Here is a 16,182-nt window from a genome sequence, read left to right on the forward strand (position 1 = left end):
GCATCCTACAGACCCCGGGACCCCCCATGGAAGAGAGCTTCATGCGCCGCGCCCTGGACCTGGCCGCCGAAGGCGTGGCCGCGGGCGGCGGCCCCTTCGGCGCGGTGGTGGTGCGGGAGGGCCGCATCATCGGCGAGGGGCGCAACAACGTCGTCCCCGGCCGCGACCCGACGCAGCATGCCGAGGTGGTGGCCATCCGCGCCGCCTGCGCGGCGGTGGGCAGCCATGACCTGAGCGGCGCCACCATCTACACGAGCTGCGAGCCCTGCCCGATGTGCCTCGGCGCCATCTGGTGGTCGCGCATCGGCGCCATCGTCTATGGCAATGACCGCGCGGATGCGGCGGCGATCGGCTTCGACGATGACGCGCTCTATCAGGAGGTGGCGCGGCCCCTGGAGAACCGCGCCCTGCCCCTGCGGCGCCTGATGGCGGCGGAGGCGCGCGAGGCCTTCCGCCTGTGGTCGGACAAGCCCGACCGGGTGCCCTACTGACGCGTCACGCCGCGCGGACGCCCTGCGCCAGATAGGCGAGGCCCGCATGGTCTCCCCGCACATGGCGCAGCTCGACCTCGACGGCGCCCTTCTGCGGCATGTGCAGGGTGCCGCGCTGCCCGGGCCGCAGCCCCTCCGGCACGCCCGCCACGCCCACGCCGCCTGACGAGACATCCCGCAGCCGCACCTCGAAGGACTGCCCGCCCAGGGTCAGTCGGGCCTGGCCATGGGCGGGCTGGCGCGCCTCGCGCCGGCGATCCACCTCGGGCACCGAGCTGCGGACGATGCTCACCACCTGGTGCGTCAGCTCCGCGGCGCGCGCGGCGAGGTCGGCGGTGTCGGCCTGCATGCGCTCGGTGCGGGTGCCATTCTCCTCCGCGTCGTCGCGCACGTCCGAAATCCGTGCCGCGCCGGCGCGGGTGGCCTGGGTGGCCTCGGTGATGCTGCGCGCGATCTCGCGCGTGGCACTGTCCTGCCGGTCCACCGCCTCCGCCAGGCTGGCCGCCAGCTGGTCAATGCGCGTGACGGAGCGGGCGATGCGCCGCACCGTCTCCACCGCGGCCTCGGTGCGGCGGCTGACGGCGTCAATGTGCTGGCTGATCTCCTGCGTGGCGCGGGCGGTCTGGGAGGCGAGCTCCTTCACCTCGCCCGCCACCACGGCGAAGCCCTTGCCGGCATCGCCGGCGCGCGCGGCCTCGATGGTCGCGTTGAGCGCCAGCAGGTTGGTCTTGCCCGCGATCTCGCTGATGAGGCGCGTCACATCGCCGATCTGCCCCACCGCGCCCGAGAGGGAGACGATGGCCTCCTCCGTCCGGCTGCTGTCGGTCGCGGTCTCGCGGCTGACATTGGCGGCCTCGCGCACCTCCTGGGTGATGGCGCGGATGGCGGCGGAGAGCTGCTCGGCCGCCGTGGCCACCGTCTCGGACATGGCGAGCGATTCGCGCGCCGCATCGCCCGCCGCGCCGGCATTGCCGCTGACGCGGCCGGCGGTCATGGCCATCTCCTCCGCGCCGGTGGCGAGCGTCTGCGCCTGCTCGGCGATGCGGGTCATGGCCGCCAGGGTCTCGCCCTCCACGCGGTCGGCCATGTGGCGCAGCGCCTGGACCTGCGCCGCCTGGGCGGCGGCGCGCTCCTCCTCCTGGCGGGCGCGGGCGGCGCGGGCCTCCTCGCCCTGGGTGCGGAAGACGGCGACGGCGGCGGCCATCTGCCCCACCTCGTCGCGCCTGCCCTGGCCGGGGATCTCCACCGAGAGGTCACCCCCGGCCATCCGCAGCATGGTCCGGGAGAGCGCGCGCAGCGGCCGCGCCGCGGCGGTGGCCCAGAGCGCGATGCCCAGGCCCAGCGCCAGCCCAAGCCCCAGCATGACCAGCATGAGGGTCTGGAAACCCTCGGCCACCGCCCGCGTCTCGCGCGCCACGACGCGGTTCTTCTCCTCCTGCAGGTCAATGAACTGGTTGATGCGCGCCAGCCACTCGACGAAGGCGGGGCGGGCCTGCTCCATCAGCAGGGAATGCGCCTGCGCCGCCTCGCCCGCCGCGCGCGCGGCGATGACGGCGCGGACCATGGGCATGGTGCGCGCCTCGGTCTCCTGGATGGAAGCGAGGATGCGGCGTTCCTCCGGCGTCACGCCGGCGCCCGTCGCCATCATCGCGTCCAGCGAGGTGGCGCTGCGGGCGTAGAACTCCTCCAGCCGCGTGATCTCGCGCAGCGCCTCCGCGCGCTCGGCCTCACTCGTGACCAGCACCACGTCGCGCAGGCTGATGGCCCGGTCATGCACGCTGCCGCGGAAATTGATGGCGAAGCGCTGCTTCACCCCGTTCACGTCGTTCACCACCGCGAGGCTTTCGCTGATGGAATTCACCTGATGCGCCGCGATGGCGGCCAGCGCCACGAGCAGCGCCAGCACGGCGCCGAAGCCCAGCATGAGGCGACGGCCGATGCTGGCGCGCGGGCGTGCGGCATCGGCACCGTCTGCAGGTGCGGTGGGGGTCAAGGCCATGCGGGAGCGGCTCCTGAAGGAAGGTCGGGCGCGCCTCGTGTCGTGATCACAATGAAGATCGGGTTAGCAAGCGGCGCCACAGTCTGTAGAAAACAAGGCATCAGCCATGCAGGTTTTTCGTGACGAAGCCCCCCGCCCCACATGTGCTGCAAGCCGTCGCATGCGGCGGCACCCGTGACGCGATCGAGGAGGTGGCGCTGTTCCACGCGCGCGGCCTCACCGAGGTGGGCGCGCGCGTCACCACGCTCGCCAAGCTGCCGGCGCCGCGCATGGAAGCGCATCGCGGCAGCGGCGCCACGGTCCTGCGCATCGGCATGCTCGACACCACGCTCTCGGCCGCGAACCCCTTTCTCGTGGCGCGCCTGGCCTGGCGGATGCGGCGCGAGGGCGTGCGGGGCGTGCTCATCCACACCGGCAAGGCCTATCCGCTGCTGCGCCTCGCGGCACCGCGTGGCGTGCCACTGATCTCGGTCTGCCACGGGCCCAATTTCGGGCTGCGGCTGGGGGCGGACATCATCCTCTGCCTGAACGCGGAGCAGGAGGCGCGGGTGCGCGCGGCCCTCGGCCCGCGCGCGGCGGAGAAGCGCATCCTGGTGCTGCCCAACCCCTCGGTGCTGCCGGACATGGACCCCCTGCCCGCCCCCGCCGCGCGGCTGATGGGTGCCGCGGCGCGGGGCGAGGTGGTGGTGGGCTTCCTAGGCCAGCTGCGCGCGGTGAAGGGGCTGGACCTGCTGGTGGAGGCGGCGGCCTCGCTGGTCGCGGAGGGCGTTCCGCTGCGCCTGCGCATCGGCGGCACGGGCGAGGCGCGCGCGGCGATGGAGGCCGAGGCCGCGCGGCGCGGCATCATGGACCGCGTGGAGTTCCTGGGCTGGGTGGAGGACCGCGCGGCCTTCTTCGCGGGCGTGGACATCTTCGCCTGCCCCTCGCGCGACGAACCCTTCGGCCTGGTGGCGGCGCAGGCCATGCTGCTGGGCGTGCCGGTGGTGGCGTCCGACGCGGCGGGGTTCCGCGCGCAGATCACGCCGGGCGCGACGGGCACGCTGGTGCCGCGCGGCGATGCGGCGGCGCTGGCCGCGGCGATCCGTGCGGTGATGGAGGCGCCCGAGGCGGCGCGGGAGATGGCGGCGGCGGCGCAACGCCAGGCCAGCGCGCAAGGGGACCGAAGGCGGATCGCCGAACGCATCCTGTCCGAGATCATGGAGTGGCGCGCGGCGCGCGGGCGGTAGAGCGGGATGCGTTGAGGTGGAATCACCGAAAACGCTGAGTCCCGCTCTCCACAATGGCTGAAGCAGGGTGCGTGAACGCAGCATGCTCCAGCAGGTTCCGCCCCGGCGCGCGTGGCACCGGGGCGGAGGGTTTCACGCGGCCTCAGCTCGCCGGCGTGTCGCTGGTCGCTTCCGGCGCGGGTGCGGCGGGGGCCTCGGTCTGGGCGGCCTTGCGCGCGGCGCGCGTGGCGGCGGCCTTGCGGGCGGCCTCGACGCGCTTCGGGTCAGGCCCGGCGGCGGGCTTGGCGGCCTTCTTCGGCGCGGGCTTGGCGGCGGCCTTCTTCGCGGGGGCGGCCTTCTTCGCGGCAGGCTTGGCCGCGGCCTTCTTCGCGGCGGGCTTGGCGGCGACCTTCTTCGCGGGTGCCGCCTTCTTCGCGGCGGGCTTGGCCGCGGCCTTCTTCGCGGGCGCCGCCTTCTTCGCGGCGGGCTTGGCGGCGGCCTTCTTGGCGGGCGCCGCCTTCTTCGCCGCGGCCTTCTTCGCGGGCGCGGCCTTCTTCGCAGGCGCGGCCTTCTTCGCGGCGGCCTTCTTCACGGGGGCGGCCTTCTTCGCGGCAGGCTTGGCGGCGGCCTTCTTCGCGGGCGCGGCCTTCTTGGCGGCGGGCTTCTTCGCGGGCGCGGCCTTCTTGGCGGGCGCCGCCTTCTTCGCGGCGGGCTTCTTCGCGGCCGGCTTCTTGGCGGCGACGCGCGCGCGGGCGCTGGCGGGCTTGGCGCTGCGGCGGCCGCCGGGCGCCACGGCCATCGCCATGGCGCGTGGGTTGCTGTCGCTGGTCTCGTTGCTGTCGGTCACTGTGGCATCTCCTTCGCGCGGGGCGCGCGTTTTCCTTTGAGGGCAAATCAACCGGGATGGGCATGGCCCGCGCGGCGCACGCCGCGAGAGGCCAGGCCCGGCACGCAGGCAGGGCGGTGCGGAGACGGCGCTGCGGATGCGCCGCGCGGAGAGCCTCGGCACCATGCCGCCTGCCCTTGCGCCTCTTCCTTCGGGAGATGTCCCGCGGGGGAGTCCGAACCACGAATCACGAATGATTCCTCTGCACGACGCCCGCGCTGTCCAGCGATTCCAGGCATCCGATCCTTGCTCTCGCGCCACGCGCGGATGAGCGTTGGAAGGGACGAATCGCGCGTCAATGCGTGCGTGTGGAACGCTATCGGAACGCGCATGATGCGTGTCAAACACTATCTGCTTTTTCGCGCGCAAAATCCTTCGCCGCGCGCGTGCAACCCAGCGCGAGGATGATGCGCGGCGCGACGTGACCATCGCGCCGCCATGCCGTCAGCCGCGCTGCGCCATCGGCAAAACTTCCCTGGCGCGCCGCGTCCGCGCAGCGCTAACCGCGCTGCGCGAGCGGCACGACCGCCCGCTGCTCCAGGCCGTTGTAGAGCGACAGCGGGCGGATGAGGCGGTTGTCGGCCGCCTGTTCCAGCACATGCGCGGCCCAGCCGGTGATGCGGCTGCACACGAAGATGGGCGTGAACATCGGGATGTCGAAGCCCATCAGGTAGTAGGCGGGGCCGGCCGGGAAATCGAGGTTGGGGTGGATGCGCTTCTCCTCCAGCATCACCTTCGCGAGCACGGCCGAGGTGTTCATCCAGCGCTTGTCGCCCACCACCTCCGCCATGATCTCGGCGTATTTCTTCATGGTGGGCACGCGGCTGTCGCCGTTCTTGTAGACGCGGTGGCCGAAGCCCATCACCAGCGCCTTGTGGTCGAAGCGCTCGCGCAGCCAGGCCTCGGCGGCCTCGGGCGAGGGGATTTCCTTCAGCATGTGCATCACCGCCTCATTGGCGCCGCCATGCAGCGGGCCCTTGAGGGCCGCGATGCCCGCCGTGATGGCGCCATGCATGTCGGCCATGGTGGAGGTGACCACCCGGGCGGCGAAGGTGGAGGCGTTGAAGGTGTGCTCGGCGTAGAGGATCATGCTGACGTCGAAGGCCTTGATGACCTCCTTCGCCGGCACCTTGCCGAAGACCATGTGGAAGAAGTTCTCGCAGAAGGGCAGCGAGGCATCGGGGGCGATGGGCTCCAGCCCCTTGCTGAGGCGGTTGGTGGCCGCCACCGCCGTCGGGATGCGCGCCAGCAGCCGCACCGCCTTGCGGCGCTGGGCGGCGTCGCTGATGTCGGCGCATTCGGGGTCTTCCATGCCCATGAAGGAAACCGCGGTGCGGATGGCGTCCATCGGGTGGGCGTCGCGCGGGAAGTCGCGCAGCACGCGCAGCAAGGCGGGGCTGAGGGCGCGCTCGGCCTTCTCGGCGGCCTGGAATTCACGGAGCTGGGCGGCGTTGGGCAGCTCGCCATTCCAGAGCAGGTAGGCGACCTCGTCGAAGCTCGCCTCCTCGCACAGGTCCTGCACGGCGTAGCCGCGATAGGTGAGGCTGTTGGTCTCCGGCATCACCTTGGAGACGCTGGACTCATCGGCGTAGACGCCGACCAGGCCCTTACGGACTTCGATGGCTTCGGACATGGCGTGTCTTCCTCTCGCTTGTTGCACCGCAGCTTAAGCGCGCATGGCGGCGAAACAAGCGGGGGGGTCGCCCGGCTATCCTCGCGGTGCCGCCGCGCGCGCCAGCCGGTCGCGGATGGCCGGCGCCAGGCCCTCGCCCGGGACAGGCATGGCCGCGATGCCGCGAAGGCCGAGGCGCTGCCCCTCGGCATCCAGATGCCGCAGCGCGCCGAAGAGGTGGCGCGCCGCCTCCGTCGCGTCGCGCGCCTCGGAGAGCTGCGCGACCAGCGCCGCACCCGGCAGCGGCGGGCCGTAAGCCAGCAGCGCCTCATCCGCCGCGACCTCGGTGGCGTCCAGCCGCAACGGCAGCGTGGGCGCGTAGTGCGACAGCAGCAGGCCCGGGCTGCGCAGCGTGGGCGCGGGGCCCGCGCCCGGCGGAATGGGCCGGCCCACGGGGCCGATGATCGCCTCGATGGCCTCCACCGGCACGCCACCCGGGCGCAGCAGCGCGGCCCCGCCGGCACTCAGGTCCAGCACGGTGGATTCCACGCCCACCGCGCATTCCCCGCCATCGAGGATGGCGGCGATGCGCCCTTCCAGCTCCTCGCGCACATGGGCGGGCGTGGTGGGGCTGACGCGGCCGGAGCGGTTGGCGGACGGCGCGGCCACAGGTGTCGCCGCCGCGCGCAGCACGGCCAATGCCAGCGGATGGTCCGGCACGCGCACGGCGAGCGTGTCGAGTCCGGCACCCGCCAGCAGATCCACCCGGCAATCGGCGCGGCGCGGCAGCACCAGCGTCAGCGGCCCCGGCCAGAAGGTGGCGGCCAGCGCGCGGGCGCGGTCGTCGGCGCGCACTTCCGCGAAGGCCGCCTCGGCATCGGGGAAGTGGCAGATCAGCGGGTTGAAGTGGGGGCGGCCCTTGGCCTCGAAGATGGCCGCCACCGCCGCGCCGTTGCGCGCATCGGCGCCGAGGCCATAGACGGTCTCGGTCGGGAAGGCGACGAGGGCGCCGGCGCGCAGCAGGGCGGCCGCGTCCAGCGGGTCATCCAGCAGCGCGGTCACGGCGTTACTCGGCGCCCCAGGCGATGAAGCCTTCGTTGCGGTAATTGGGCTTGCCATAGCGCAGCGCGTGGCCGTGCGGGTCGAACATGCGCCCGCCGGCCGCCTCCAGCACGGCCTGCGCCGCCGCCGTGTCCCATTCCATGGTGCGGCCATCGAGGCGCGGGCACACATCGGCCACGCCCTCGGCGATGCGCGCATATTTCAGGGCGGAGCCCATGGGGATGGTCTCGACCACCGGCACGGGCGGCTTGAAGCCCGCCTCGCCCGTGTCCTTGCGGTGGCTGCGGCTGGCCATCAGCACCAGGCCCGTGGCGGGCATGGGGCGCGCCTTCATGGGCGTGCGGACGCCGCCGCGCTCCACCCAGGCGCCCTGGCCCAGGATGCCCGCATAGATCGCGGGCTCGGCCGGCGCGCCCAGCACGCCCAGCACGGCGCGGCCATCCTCGATCAGCGCGATGCAGGTGCAGTATTCCGGGATGCCGGCGGCGAATTCCTTGGTGCCGTCCAGCGGGTCCACCAGCCAGAAGCGGGGGGCCACGGGCGGGATGACGCCGTCCGACATGGCTTCCTCGGCGATGATGGGAATCTCCGGCGCGGCCGCGCGCAGGCCCTCGGTGATGATGCCCTCGCTGATGCGGTCGGCGGCGGTGACGGGGCTGCGGTCCTCCTTGCGTTCCACGGCGAAGCCCGCGCGGCGGATGGCTTCGATGGCCTCGCCCGCCTGGTGCGCGAGGCGGGCGGCGAGGTCGAGAAGGGCGGCGTGATCCATGGGTTTGGGTGTATCCCCGCGTCATGGGCTGACGCAATCGGCGCCAGGGCCTATCTTCCCTCTCTCATGTCCCAGCCAGGAGCCCCCATGCTCGACATCGCCTTCGCCAAGCCCGCCCTGCCCAAGGCGGGCGGTCTCGTCCTGCTGCTGGCCGAGGAGGCCGCGCCCACGGGCCTCGCGGCCACGCTGGATGCCGCGATGGAAGGCGGCCTCGTGCGCGCGCTGGAGGCCGCGGGCTTCCACGGCCGCAAGGGGCAGAGTGCCACGCTCTGGGCGCCCGCGCCGGGCATCGGCAAGCTGCTGGTGCTGGGCATGGGCAAGGAGGGTGGCGCCGCCGCGGCCGAGAAGCTGGGCGGCACCGCCGCCGCCGCCATGGCAAGCGAGGTGACGGCGATGATCGCGGCCGATGGGCTGCCGGCGGCCGAGGCGGCCTCGGTGGCGATGGGCGCCGCGCTGCGCCACTACCGCTTCGACCGCTACCGCACCACCGAGAAGGCCGAGGACAAGCCGAAGCTGTCCAAGCTGACGGTGGCGACCAGCGAAGGCACCGCCGCCAAGGCCGCCTGGGGTCCGATGAAGGCCGTGGTGGAGGGCGTCTTCCTGGCGCGCGACCTCGTCTCCGAGCCGCCCAACGTGCTGAACCCCGTCGAATTCGCGAAGCGCTGCGAGGCGCTGTCCTCCCTCGGCCTGGAGGTGGACGTGCTGGGCGTGAAGGAGATGCGGAAGCTCGGCATGGGGGCGCTGCTGGGCGTGGCGCAGGGCTCCATCAACGAACCGCGCCTGGTGGTGATGCGCTGGAACGGCGCCTCCAAGGGGAAGAAGGCCAGCAACCCGGTCTGCTTCATCGGCAAGGGCGTCACCTTCGACACGGGCGGCATCTCCATCAAGCCCGCGGGCGGCATGGAGGACATGAAGTGGGACATGGCCGGCGCGGGCACCGTGGCCGGGCTGATGGCGGCGCTGGCCGGCCGCAAGGCGAAGGTGGACGCGGTGGGGCTGCTGGGCCTTGTCGAGAACATGCCGGGCCACAACGCGCAGCGGCCGGGTGACGTGGTGACCAGCGCCTCGGGCCAGACCATCGAGGTGATCAACACCGACGCCGAGGGGCGGCTCGTCCTGGCCGACGTCATCCACTACGCCATCGAGAAGTATGATCCGCGCTTCATGGTGGACCTGGCCACGCTGACGGGCGCCATCATCGTCGCACTCGGCCATGAGCATGCCGGCCTGTTCGCCAATGACGATGAACTCGCCGCGCGGATCGTGGCGGCGGGCCAAGCCACGGGCGAGGCCTGCTGGCGCATGCCGCTGGGCGATGCCTATGACAAGCAGATCAAGTCCGACATCGCCGACATGAAGAATGTGGGCGGCGGGCGCGCCGGCGGGTCCATCACGGCCGCGCAGTTCATCCAGCGCTTCGTGCAGAAGAAGCCCTGGGCGCATCTGGACATCGCGGGCACGGCCTGGTCGTCCAAGGACGCGCCCACCACGCCCAAGGGCGCGACGGCCTTCGGCGTGCGGCTGCTCGACCGCATGGTGGCCGAGCACTACGAGGGCTGAGCCGGGTGCTGCGCCTCCGCGCGGAGGCCCCGCCCGGCGCGCTGGTGCTGCGGCCCGTGCTGGAGGGCGGCGAGCCGCACCCCTCGGGCTTCGAGGGGCGGCCGGGCCAGGTGCTGGAGCTGAACCCGAAGCTGCGCTGGGTGGGGGCGGATGGCGCCTCCAACGCGCCGCAATGGGAAGCTGTGGGGGCGGCCTGCATCCGTGCGGCCGGTGAGGCGGCACGGGTCGCGATTGACGCGCGTGGCCTGCCCGATGCGGTGGCGGTCGCGCTCGGCGCGGGGGCGGTGCTGCGCGCCTGGGGGTTCGAGGCGCTGAAGTCGCGCCGCACGCCGGGGCCGCGCCGCCTTTCCCTGCTGGTGGATGATCCGGACCGCGCGGCCCCCCTCTGGGCGCGCGCCAAGGCGGGGCTGGATGGGGCGCTGCTGGCGCGCGAACTCACCGCCGAGCCCGCCAACCGCCTGCACCCGCGCGAATTCGCGCGCCGCCTGAAGGCGTTGGAAGCGGATGGCCTGACGGTCGAGGTGCTGAAGCCCGCCCGGCTTCGCAAGCTGGGCGCGGGCGGGTTGCTCGCGGTGGGCCAGGGGGCGGCGGAGGGGCCGCGCCTGGTCGTCCTGCGCTGGAAGGGGCGCTTCGCGGCACCCCCCGTGGCCTTCGTGGGCAAGGGCATCTGCTTCGACACGGGCGGCATCTCCATCAAGCCCGCCGCGGGCATGGAGAAGATGCGCGGCGACATGGCCGGGGCCGCCGCCTGCGCGGGGGCCATGCTGGCGCTGGCCCGCCGCAACTCGCCCTGCCCCGCCGTGGCCGTGCTGGCGCTGGCCGAGAACGCCACCAGCGGCCAGGCCTATCGGCCGGGGGATGTGCTGACCATGCTCTCGGGCCGGACCGTCGAGGTGATAGATACCGACGCCGAAGGGCGCCTCGTCCTGGCCGACGCGCTGCACTACGCCGCCACGCGCTTCAGGCCGCAGGCCATCCTGGACCTCGCCACGCTGACGGGCAGCGTGGTGACGGCGCTGGGCCACCATCGCGCGGGGCTCTATGGCAATGAGGCCGCGCTGGGTGCCGCGGTGGCCGCGGCGGGCGAGGCGGTGGGCGAGCGCCTCTGGCCGCTGCCCATCGGCGAGGCGCATCGGCGCGACCTGGACAGCCCCATCGCCGATCTGCGCCAATGCGCCCCCGCCGGCCCGCTGCTGCCCGATGCCTGCCACGCCGCCGCCTTCCTGCGCGAATTCGTGGGGCTGCTGCCCTGGGCGCATCTGGACATCGCGGGGGTCTCGGAGGAAGCGGGCGAGGAAGGCTTGGCGCCCCGCCACGCCCCCACGGGCTTCGGCGCGCGGCTGCTCGACGCGCTGGTGGAACGCCATTTCGAGGACCCGCACCGGGTCTGACCAGGGAGGAATAGCCATGAAGGCCGTCTGGTACGAACGCACCGGCCCCGCGCGCGAGGTGCTGGTCTTTGGCGACATGCCGACCCCCATTCCGGGCCCCGGCGAGGTGCTGGTGCGGCTCGCGGCCTCCGGCGTGAACCCGTCCGACTGGAAGGCGCGCGGCGGCAGCCGGCCCATGCTGGCGCCGCGCATCATCCCGCACAGCGACGGCGCGGGCGTGATCGAGGCGGTGGGGCTGGGGGTGGAGCCCAGCCGCATCGGCCAGCGGGTCTGGGTGTGGAACGGGCAGTGGAAGCGCGCCCATGGCACCGCCGCGCAATGCATCGCCATCCCCGAGGCGCAGGCCGTGCCGCTGCCGGCGGGCACCAGCTTCGAGGCGGGGGCGTGCCTCGGCATCCCGGCACTCACCGCGCTGCGCGCCTGCCTGACCGATGGCGGCGTGGCGGGGCAGAGCGTGCTGGTCGCGGGCGGTGCCGGGGCCGTGGGCCACTACGCCATCCAGTTCGCGCGGCTGCTCGGCGCGCGCAGCATCATCGCCACCGTCAGCAGCCCGCAGAAGGCGGCGCATGCCATGGCGGCCGGCGCCGATGCCTGCGTGGACTACCGGCGCGAGGATGCCGGCGCGCGCGTGCGTGAACTGACGGACGGGCGCGGCGTGGACCGCGTCATCGAGGTGGACATCGCGGCCAACGCCAAGCTGCTGCCGCAGGTGCTGGCACAGGATGGGCTGTGCGTCGCCTATGGATCGGGTGCCGCGGAATTCACCCTGCCCTTCTTCCCCATGATCCTGGGGGGCATCGGGCTGCGCTGCTTCATCGTCTATGAACTCTCCGCCGCCGCGCGGGCGGAGTGCGAGGGGCTGCTGACGCGCTTCCTGGCGGAAGGCCGGTTGCAGCACGCCATCGCGGGCACGCTGCCGCTGGCCGAATGCGCGGCGGCGCATGAGATCGTGCAGGCGGGGGATGCGATGGGGAACATCGTGTTGAGCGTGTCCTGACGGAGATCGGCTTCTACCACCTGACCCGCTCCAGCCTGGAGCAGGCCCTGCCCCGGCTGCTCGGCCGCGTGCTGGCGCTGCCGGCGCGGGCGCTGGTGCTCTGCGCGGGGCCGGAGCGGCTGACCTCGCTGGACGACGCGCTCTGGACCTGCATCGAGCCGGACTGGCTGCCCCATGGCACGCGCGACGCCGAACTCCAGCCCATCTTCCTCACCACCGAGGATGGGCCGCCGGCGAATGGGGCCCAGCACCTCTTCCTGACCGATGGGGCGGAAAGCGCCTGCCTCGACCTCTACGCGCGCGTGTTTGACCTGTTCGACGGCGGCGACGAGGCCGCGGTGGCCGCGGCGCGGCGGCGCTGGGCGGCGGCGAAGGCGGCGGGCCATACCCTCGCCTATTGGCAGCAGACGCCATCGGGGTGGGAGCGGAAGGCCTGAGGGTCTGCAAAACCCCGCCCCGCATGCTATCTTACGGACTGGACACACACGCCCCCGCCGCCGGGGCGGCAGGGGTTGGATCGGATTTTGGGGTTCTGGGGCAAGATCATCGGCGGCATCGCCGGCTTCGCGACCGGCGGGCCGCTGGGCGCCGTGCTGGGCGCGGCCGCGGGCCATGCCGCCGATGCGGGCGGGCTGCGCCGGCGCCTGGGGCCCGATGCGGCGAGCCTCGCCTCCATGCTCGGCTCCAAGGAACAGCTCTTCGCCATCTGCGTGGTGGTGCTCTCGGCCAAGCTCGCGAAATGCGACGGGCCGGTGGTGCGGGCGGAAATTGACGCCTTCAAGCGCCTGTTCCGCATCCCGCCGCAGAACATGAAGGATGTGGCGCGCCTGTTTGACGAGGCGCGCGACAGCGCGGACGAGTTCGAGGCCTTCGCCGACCGGCTGGGCGAGGCCTTCGCCGACAACCGCACCATCCTGGAGGATGTGCTGGCGGCCCTCTTCCAGATCGCCCGCGCCGACGGGCCGCTGACGCGGGGCGAGGTGCGCTTCCTCCAGCGCGTCCAGACGGGCTTCGGCCTCGATGCACGGAGCTGGGAACGCGCGCGGGACGGCCAGGGGCGCGTGGATGCCGGCCAGCCTTCCTTCGACCCCTATGCGGTGCTGGGCATCCCGGCCAATGCCTCGGACGAGGATGTGCGCGCGGCCTGGAAGCGGCTGATGCGGGAGAACCACCCGGATGCGCTGGCCTCGCGCGGGGTGCCGGCGGAATTCATCCAGCGGGCCACCGGCAAGGTGGCCGAGATCAACGCGGCCTGGGACCGGATCAAGCGGGATCGTAAACTTTAACCCCACGAAATCGCTTCGCGCTTTCGCGGGGGCCCCGCAACCACCCCACGAAATCGCTTCGCGCTTTCGCGGGGGCCCCGGTTTGGCGCCTCTCCTGGCCGGTGCCGCCGTTGGCGCGGCAAAGCCGCGCCGCCGACCGGAGGGGGCGGGTTGGAAAGACACCCTGCCTTCCGCCGCGCTTCCCCTGCCGGTCAGGCCGCTGTTAGCATCGGACAAACCCGCGCCGCGGAGACGTCCATGCCCGACACCGGCCTGCACCCCGAAGCAACCCACACCGCCGCCACCGAGCATTTCGACGTGCTCATCGTGGGCGCGGGCATTTCCGGGGTGGGGGCGGCCTATCACCTCACGACGCAGCGGCCGGGCACGAGCTTCGTGGTGCTGGAGGCGCAGCACAGCTTCGGCGGCACCTGGCTGACCCACAAATACCCGGGCATCCGCTCGGACAGTGACCTCTACACCTTCGGCTATCGCTTCAAGCCCTGGGTGGGGCCGCCCATCGCGGCCGCCTCGGAAATCCTGAACTACATGGGCGAGGTGATCGCGGAAAACGGCCTCGCGCCGCATATCCGCTACAACCATGCCATCCACAGCGCCGCCTGGGACGGGCAGGCCAAGCTCTGGACGCTGGAGGCGACCGACACCGCCACCGGCCAGCGCCGCCGCTTCACCTGCAACTTCCTCTGGATGTGCCAGGGCTATTACCGCCACGCCCAGGGCTACACGCCCGACTGGCCGGGGCTGGAGGACTTCCAGGGGCAGGTGGTCCACCCGCAGACCTGGCCCGAGGGGCTGGACTATGCCGGCAAGCGCGTCATCGTCATCGGCTCCGGCGCCTCGGCCGCCACCATCGTGCCGGCCATGGCGGGGCGGGCGGGGCATGTCACCATGCTCCAGCGCTCGCCCACCTGGTTCCGCATCGGGCGCAACGGCATTGATATCGCGGACCAGCTACGCGAACTGGCCGTGGACGAGAGCTGGGTGCACGAGATCGTCCGCCGCAAGATCCTGTTCGAGCAGGCCAAGTTCACCGCCCGCAGCTTCAGCGAACCGGAGAAGGTGGCCGAGGAATTGCTGGCGAACGTCCGCGCCATCGTGGGCGAGGATTACGACATCGGGACCCACTTCACCCCGCGCTACCGCCCCTGGCACCAGCGCCTGGCCTATGTGCCCGATGGCGACCTGTTCCAGGCCGTGGCGGCCGGCACGGCCAGCGTCGTCACCGACGAGATCGAGCGCTTCACGCCAGGCGGCATCAAGCTGAAATCGGGGCGGGAGCTGGAGGCGGACCTCATCGTCACCGCCACGGGCTTCGAGCTGAACGTGCTGGGCGACATCGCCTTCACCATTGATGGCAAGCCGCTCGCCTTTCACGAGACCGTGACCTATCGCGGCATGATGTTCACGGGCGTGCCCAACATGGCCTGGGTCTTCGGCTATTTCCGTGCCTCCTGGACGCTGCGGGCCGATCTGGTGGGGGATTTCGTCTGCCGCCTGCTGGCGGAGATGGAGGCGCGCGGGGCGCGGCAGGTGGAGGTCGCGCTGCGGCCCGAGGACCACAACATGCCCCTCCTGCCCTGGATCGACCCCGAGAACTTCAACCCGGGCTACCTGATGCGCGGCATGCACCTGCTGCCCAAGCGCGGCGACAAGCCCGAATGGCAGCACAACCAGGACTATTGGCGCGAGAAGGACGAGTTCCCGGCCATTGACCTGAAGGACGCGGCCTTCGTCTATAGGTGATGCTCTCCGTCACCGACCGCCCCTCGCCCAACCATGACCCGCGGCCCGAGGGGGCGGCGGTGGACATGCTGATCCTGCACTACACCGGCATGAGGTCGGGCGCGGAGGCGCTGGCGCGGCTGCGCGACCCGGAGGCCGGCGTGTCCTCGCATTACCTGGTGGAGGAGGATGGGCGCATCTTCCGCCTGGTGGAGGAAGGGCGCCGCGCGCGCCATGCCGGCGTCTCGCATTGGGGCGGGCGGAGCGCGTTGAACGCGGTCTCCATCGGCATCGAGATCGTGAATCCCGGCCATGAATGGGGCTACCGCCCCTTCCCCGCCTTGCAGATGGCGGCGGTGGCGGAACTCTGCCTCGACATACTGGCCCGCCACCCCATCCCGGCCCGCCATGTGCTGGCCCATAGCGACGTGGCGCCCGACCGCAAGGAGGATCCGGGCGAGCTGTTCGACTGGCCGGGGCTGGCGAAATGCGGCGTCGGACTATGGCCGGAGCGGGACGCCGAACCCGATGCCGATGCGCTGACCCTGCTCGGCCGCATCGGCTATCGCACCGACCTGCCCCTGCCCGTGCTGGTCACCGCCTTCCAGCGGCATTGGCGGCCGGAGCGCGTGGATGGCATCGCGGATGCGGTGACGCTGGCGCGGATGGCGGCCGTGGCCGGGGCGTGACGCCCGAGGCGCTGGCCCGCCGCGTGGCGGCGCATCCCCGCATGGCGCATCTGCTGCGGGTCGCGGCCCTCCACGGCCCGCCCGCGGGCTGGCTCGGCGCGGGTTTCCTGCGCAATGCCGCCTGGGACTGGCTACATGGGCGTGAGCCCGACCCGGATGCAGCCGATCTCGACCTCGTCTTCCACGCGCCCGGCCTCGATGCCGCGCCCTTCGCGTCGCGCCTTCACGCGGCGGAGCCCGCGGCGCGCTGGGAGGTGGTGAACCAGGCCGGGCTGATGCCGGCCGATGACCTGGCGGGCGCCATGGCCCTCTGGCCCGAGACCGCGACGGCGGTGGCCGCGCGCTGGGAGGACGGGCGGGTGGCGCTGCTGGCGCCGCATGGCTGGGAAGACCTGTTCGCGCTGCGCCTGCGCCCCACACCTGCCTTCGCGGAACGGCGCGCGGCGGTGGAGGCGCGCGCGGCCGCGCGCGGCTGGTTCGCGCGCTGGCCCCGGCTGCGCTGGGCATGATCCA

Annotated in this window: 15 protein-coding genes; 10 read left to right on the forward strand and 5 right to left on the reverse strand. The window is 72.6% G+C overall.

Translation table 11 applies throughout. The features are described from left to right. The first annotated feature begins 26 nt into the window (after positions 1–26). Positions 27–491, forward strand: a complete 465-nt coding sequence (locus ICW72_RS05855; protein WP_223880855.1) for a nucleoside deaminase — start codon at positions 27–29, stop codon at positions 489–491. A 4-nt stretch (positions 492–495) separates the two neighbouring features. On the opposite strand, the gene ICW72_RS05860 is transcribed toward ICW72_RS05855, so the two are convergent. Further along, entirely contained in the window at positions 496–2,490 is a 1,995-nt protein-coding gene (locus tag ICW72_RS05860) for a methyl-accepting chemotaxis protein (protein WP_191085361.1), read from the reverse strand. A 119-nt stretch (positions 2,491–2,609) separates the two neighbouring features. On the opposite strand from ICW72_RS05860, the gene ICW72_RS05865 reads away from it, so the two are divergent. Continuing rightward, the gene (locus tag ICW72_RS05865; RefSeq protein ID WP_191085362.1) at positions 2,610–3,716 is read left to right on the forward strand and encodes a glycosyltransferase family 4 protein; all 1,107 of its coding nucleotides are present in this window, start codon (positions 2,610–2,612) and stop codon (positions 3,714–3,716) included. Positions 3,717–3,858: 142 nt separating this feature from the next. Here ICW72_RS05865 and ICW72_RS05870 read toward each other — a convergent pair whose 3' ends face one another. From ICW72_RS05870 to ICW72_RS05885, 4 genes are all read right to left on the reverse strand, one after another. Beyond that, a complete protein-coding gene (locus ICW72_RS05870; protein ID WP_223880856.1) occupies positions 3,859–4,707 on the reverse strand; it encodes a hypothetical protein in 849 nt (282 codons plus the stop codon). Between the two features lie 373 nt (positions 4,708–5,080). Further along, positions 5,081–6,214, reverse strand: coding sequence for a bifunctional 2-methylcitrate synthase/citrate synthase (locus tag ICW72_RS05875; RefSeq protein ID WP_191085363.1), 1,134 nt, complete (start codon positions 6,212–6,214; stop codon positions 5,081–5,083). A 75-nt stretch (positions 6,215–6,289) separates the two neighbouring features. After that, the gene (locus ICW72_RS05880) at positions 6,290–7,255 is read right to left on the reverse strand and encodes an L-threonylcarbamoyladenylate synthase (RefSeq protein WP_223880857.1); all 966 of its coding nucleotides are present in this window, start codon (positions 7,253–7,255) and stop codon (positions 6,290–6,292) included. A gap of 4 nt (positions 7,256–7,259) precedes the next feature. Beyond that, positions 7,260–8,024 carry a 3'(2'),5'-bisphosphate nucleotidase CysQ family protein gene (locus tag ICW72_RS05885; protein ID WP_191085365.1) on the reverse strand — a complete coding sequence of 255 codons (765 nt, stop codon included), beginning with the start codon at positions 8,022–8,024 and terminating at the stop codon, positions 7,260–7,262. A gap of 87 nt (positions 8,025–8,111) precedes the next feature. Between ICW72_RS05885 and ICW72_RS05890 the strand changes: the two genes are divergently transcribed. From ICW72_RS05890 to ICW72_RS05925, 8 genes are all read left to right on the forward strand, one after another. Continuing rightward, complete coding sequence (locus tag ICW72_RS05890) at positions 8,112–9,584, forward strand: leucyl aminopeptidase (protein ID WP_191085366.1); 1,473 nt, start codon at positions 8,112–8,114, stop codon at positions 9,582–9,584. Between the two features lie 5 nt (positions 9,585–9,589). After that, positions 9,590–10,975 carry a leucyl aminopeptidase family protein gene (locus ICW72_RS05895; RefSeq protein ID WP_191085367.1) on the forward strand — a complete coding sequence of 462 codons (1,386 nt, stop codon included), beginning with the start codon at positions 9,590–9,592 and terminating at the stop codon, positions 10,973–10,975. A gap of 16 nt (positions 10,976–10,991) precedes the next feature. Beyond that, the gene (locus ICW72_RS05900) at positions 10,992–11,972 is read left to right on the forward strand and encodes an NADPH:quinone reductase (RefSeq protein ID WP_191085368.1); all 981 of its coding nucleotides are present in this window, start codon (positions 10,992–10,994) and stop codon (positions 11,970–11,972) included. Then, positions 11,969–12,409 (forward strand): DNA polymerase III subunit chi, encoded by a 441-nt coding sequence (locus ICW72_RS05905; protein ID WP_191086145.1) that lies wholly within the window; start codon positions 11,969–11,971, stop codon positions 12,407–12,409. Before ICW72_RS05900 ends, ICW72_RS05905 begins: the two co-directional genes overlap by 4 nt. 87 nt (positions 12,410–12,496) lie before the next feature. After that, complete coding sequence (locus ICW72_RS05910; protein ID WP_191086146.1) at positions 12,497–13,258, forward strand: TerB family tellurite resistance protein; 762 nt, start codon at positions 12,497–12,499, stop codon at positions 13,256–13,258. A gap of 237 nt (positions 13,259–13,495) precedes the next feature. Beyond that, positions 13,496–15,001, forward strand: coding sequence for a flavin-containing monooxygenase (locus ICW72_RS05915; protein ID WP_191085369.1), 1,506 nt, complete (start codon positions 13,496–13,498; stop codon positions 14,999–15,001). After that, positions 15,001–15,669 carry an N-acetylmuramoyl-L-alanine amidase gene (locus ICW72_RS05920; RefSeq protein WP_191085370.1) on the forward strand — a complete coding sequence of 223 codons (669 nt, stop codon included), beginning with the start codon at positions 15,001–15,003 and terminating at the stop codon, positions 15,667–15,669. Before ICW72_RS05915 ends, ICW72_RS05920 begins: the two co-directional genes overlap by 1 nt. Next, entirely contained in the window at positions 15,666–16,178 is a 513-nt protein-coding gene (locus tag ICW72_RS05925; RefSeq protein WP_191085371.1) for a nucleotidyltransferase family protein, read from the forward strand. The genes ICW72_RS05920 and ICW72_RS05925 overlap by 4 nt, the downstream gene beginning before the upstream one ends. The last annotated feature ends 4 nt before the right edge of the window (positions 16,179–16,182 follow it).

The organism is Roseococcus microcysteis, from assembly GCF_014764365.1.
In the GTDB taxonomy this organism is placed as follows: domain Bacteria; phylum Pseudomonadota; class Alphaproteobacteria; order Acetobacterales; family Acetobacteraceae; genus Roseococcus; species Roseococcus microcysteis.

Coding starts and splice junctions, on each gene's coding strand:
- ICW72_RS05855 (WP_223880855.1), top strand. CDS start 27: ATGGAAGAGAGCTTCATGCGCCGCGCCCTGGACCTGGCCGCCGAAGGC.
- ICW72_RS05860 (WP_191085361.1), bottom strand. CDS start 2,490: ATGGCCTTGACCCCCACCGCACCTGCAGACGGTGCCGATGCCGCACGC.
- ICW72_RS05870 (WP_223880856.1), bottom strand. CDS start 4,707: ATGGTGCCGAGGCTCTCCGCGCGGCGCATCCGCAGCGCCGTCTCCGCA.
- ICW72_RS05875 (WP_191085363.1), bottom strand. CDS start 6,214: ATGTCCGAAGCCATCGAAGTCCGTAAGGGCCTGGTCGGCGTCTACGCC.
- ICW72_RS05885 (WP_191085365.1), bottom strand. CDS start 8,024: ATGGATCACGCCGCCCTTCTCGACCTCGCCGCCCGCCTCGCGCACCAG.
- ICW72_RS05890 (WP_191085366.1), top strand. CDS start 8,112: ATGCTCGACATCGCCTTCGCCAAGCCCGCCCTGCCCAAGGCGGGCGGT.
- ICW72_RS05900 (WP_191085368.1), top strand. CDS start 10,992: ATGAAGGCCGTCTGGTACGAACGCACCGGCCCCGCGCGCGAGGTGCTG.
- ICW72_RS05915 (WP_191085369.1), top strand. CDS start 13,496: ATGCCCGACACCGGCCTGCACCCCGAAGCAACCCACACCGCCGCCACC.
- ICW72_RS05920 (WP_191085370.1), top strand. CDS start 15,001: ATGCTCTCCGTCACCGACCGCCCCTCGCCCAACCATGACCCGCGGCCC.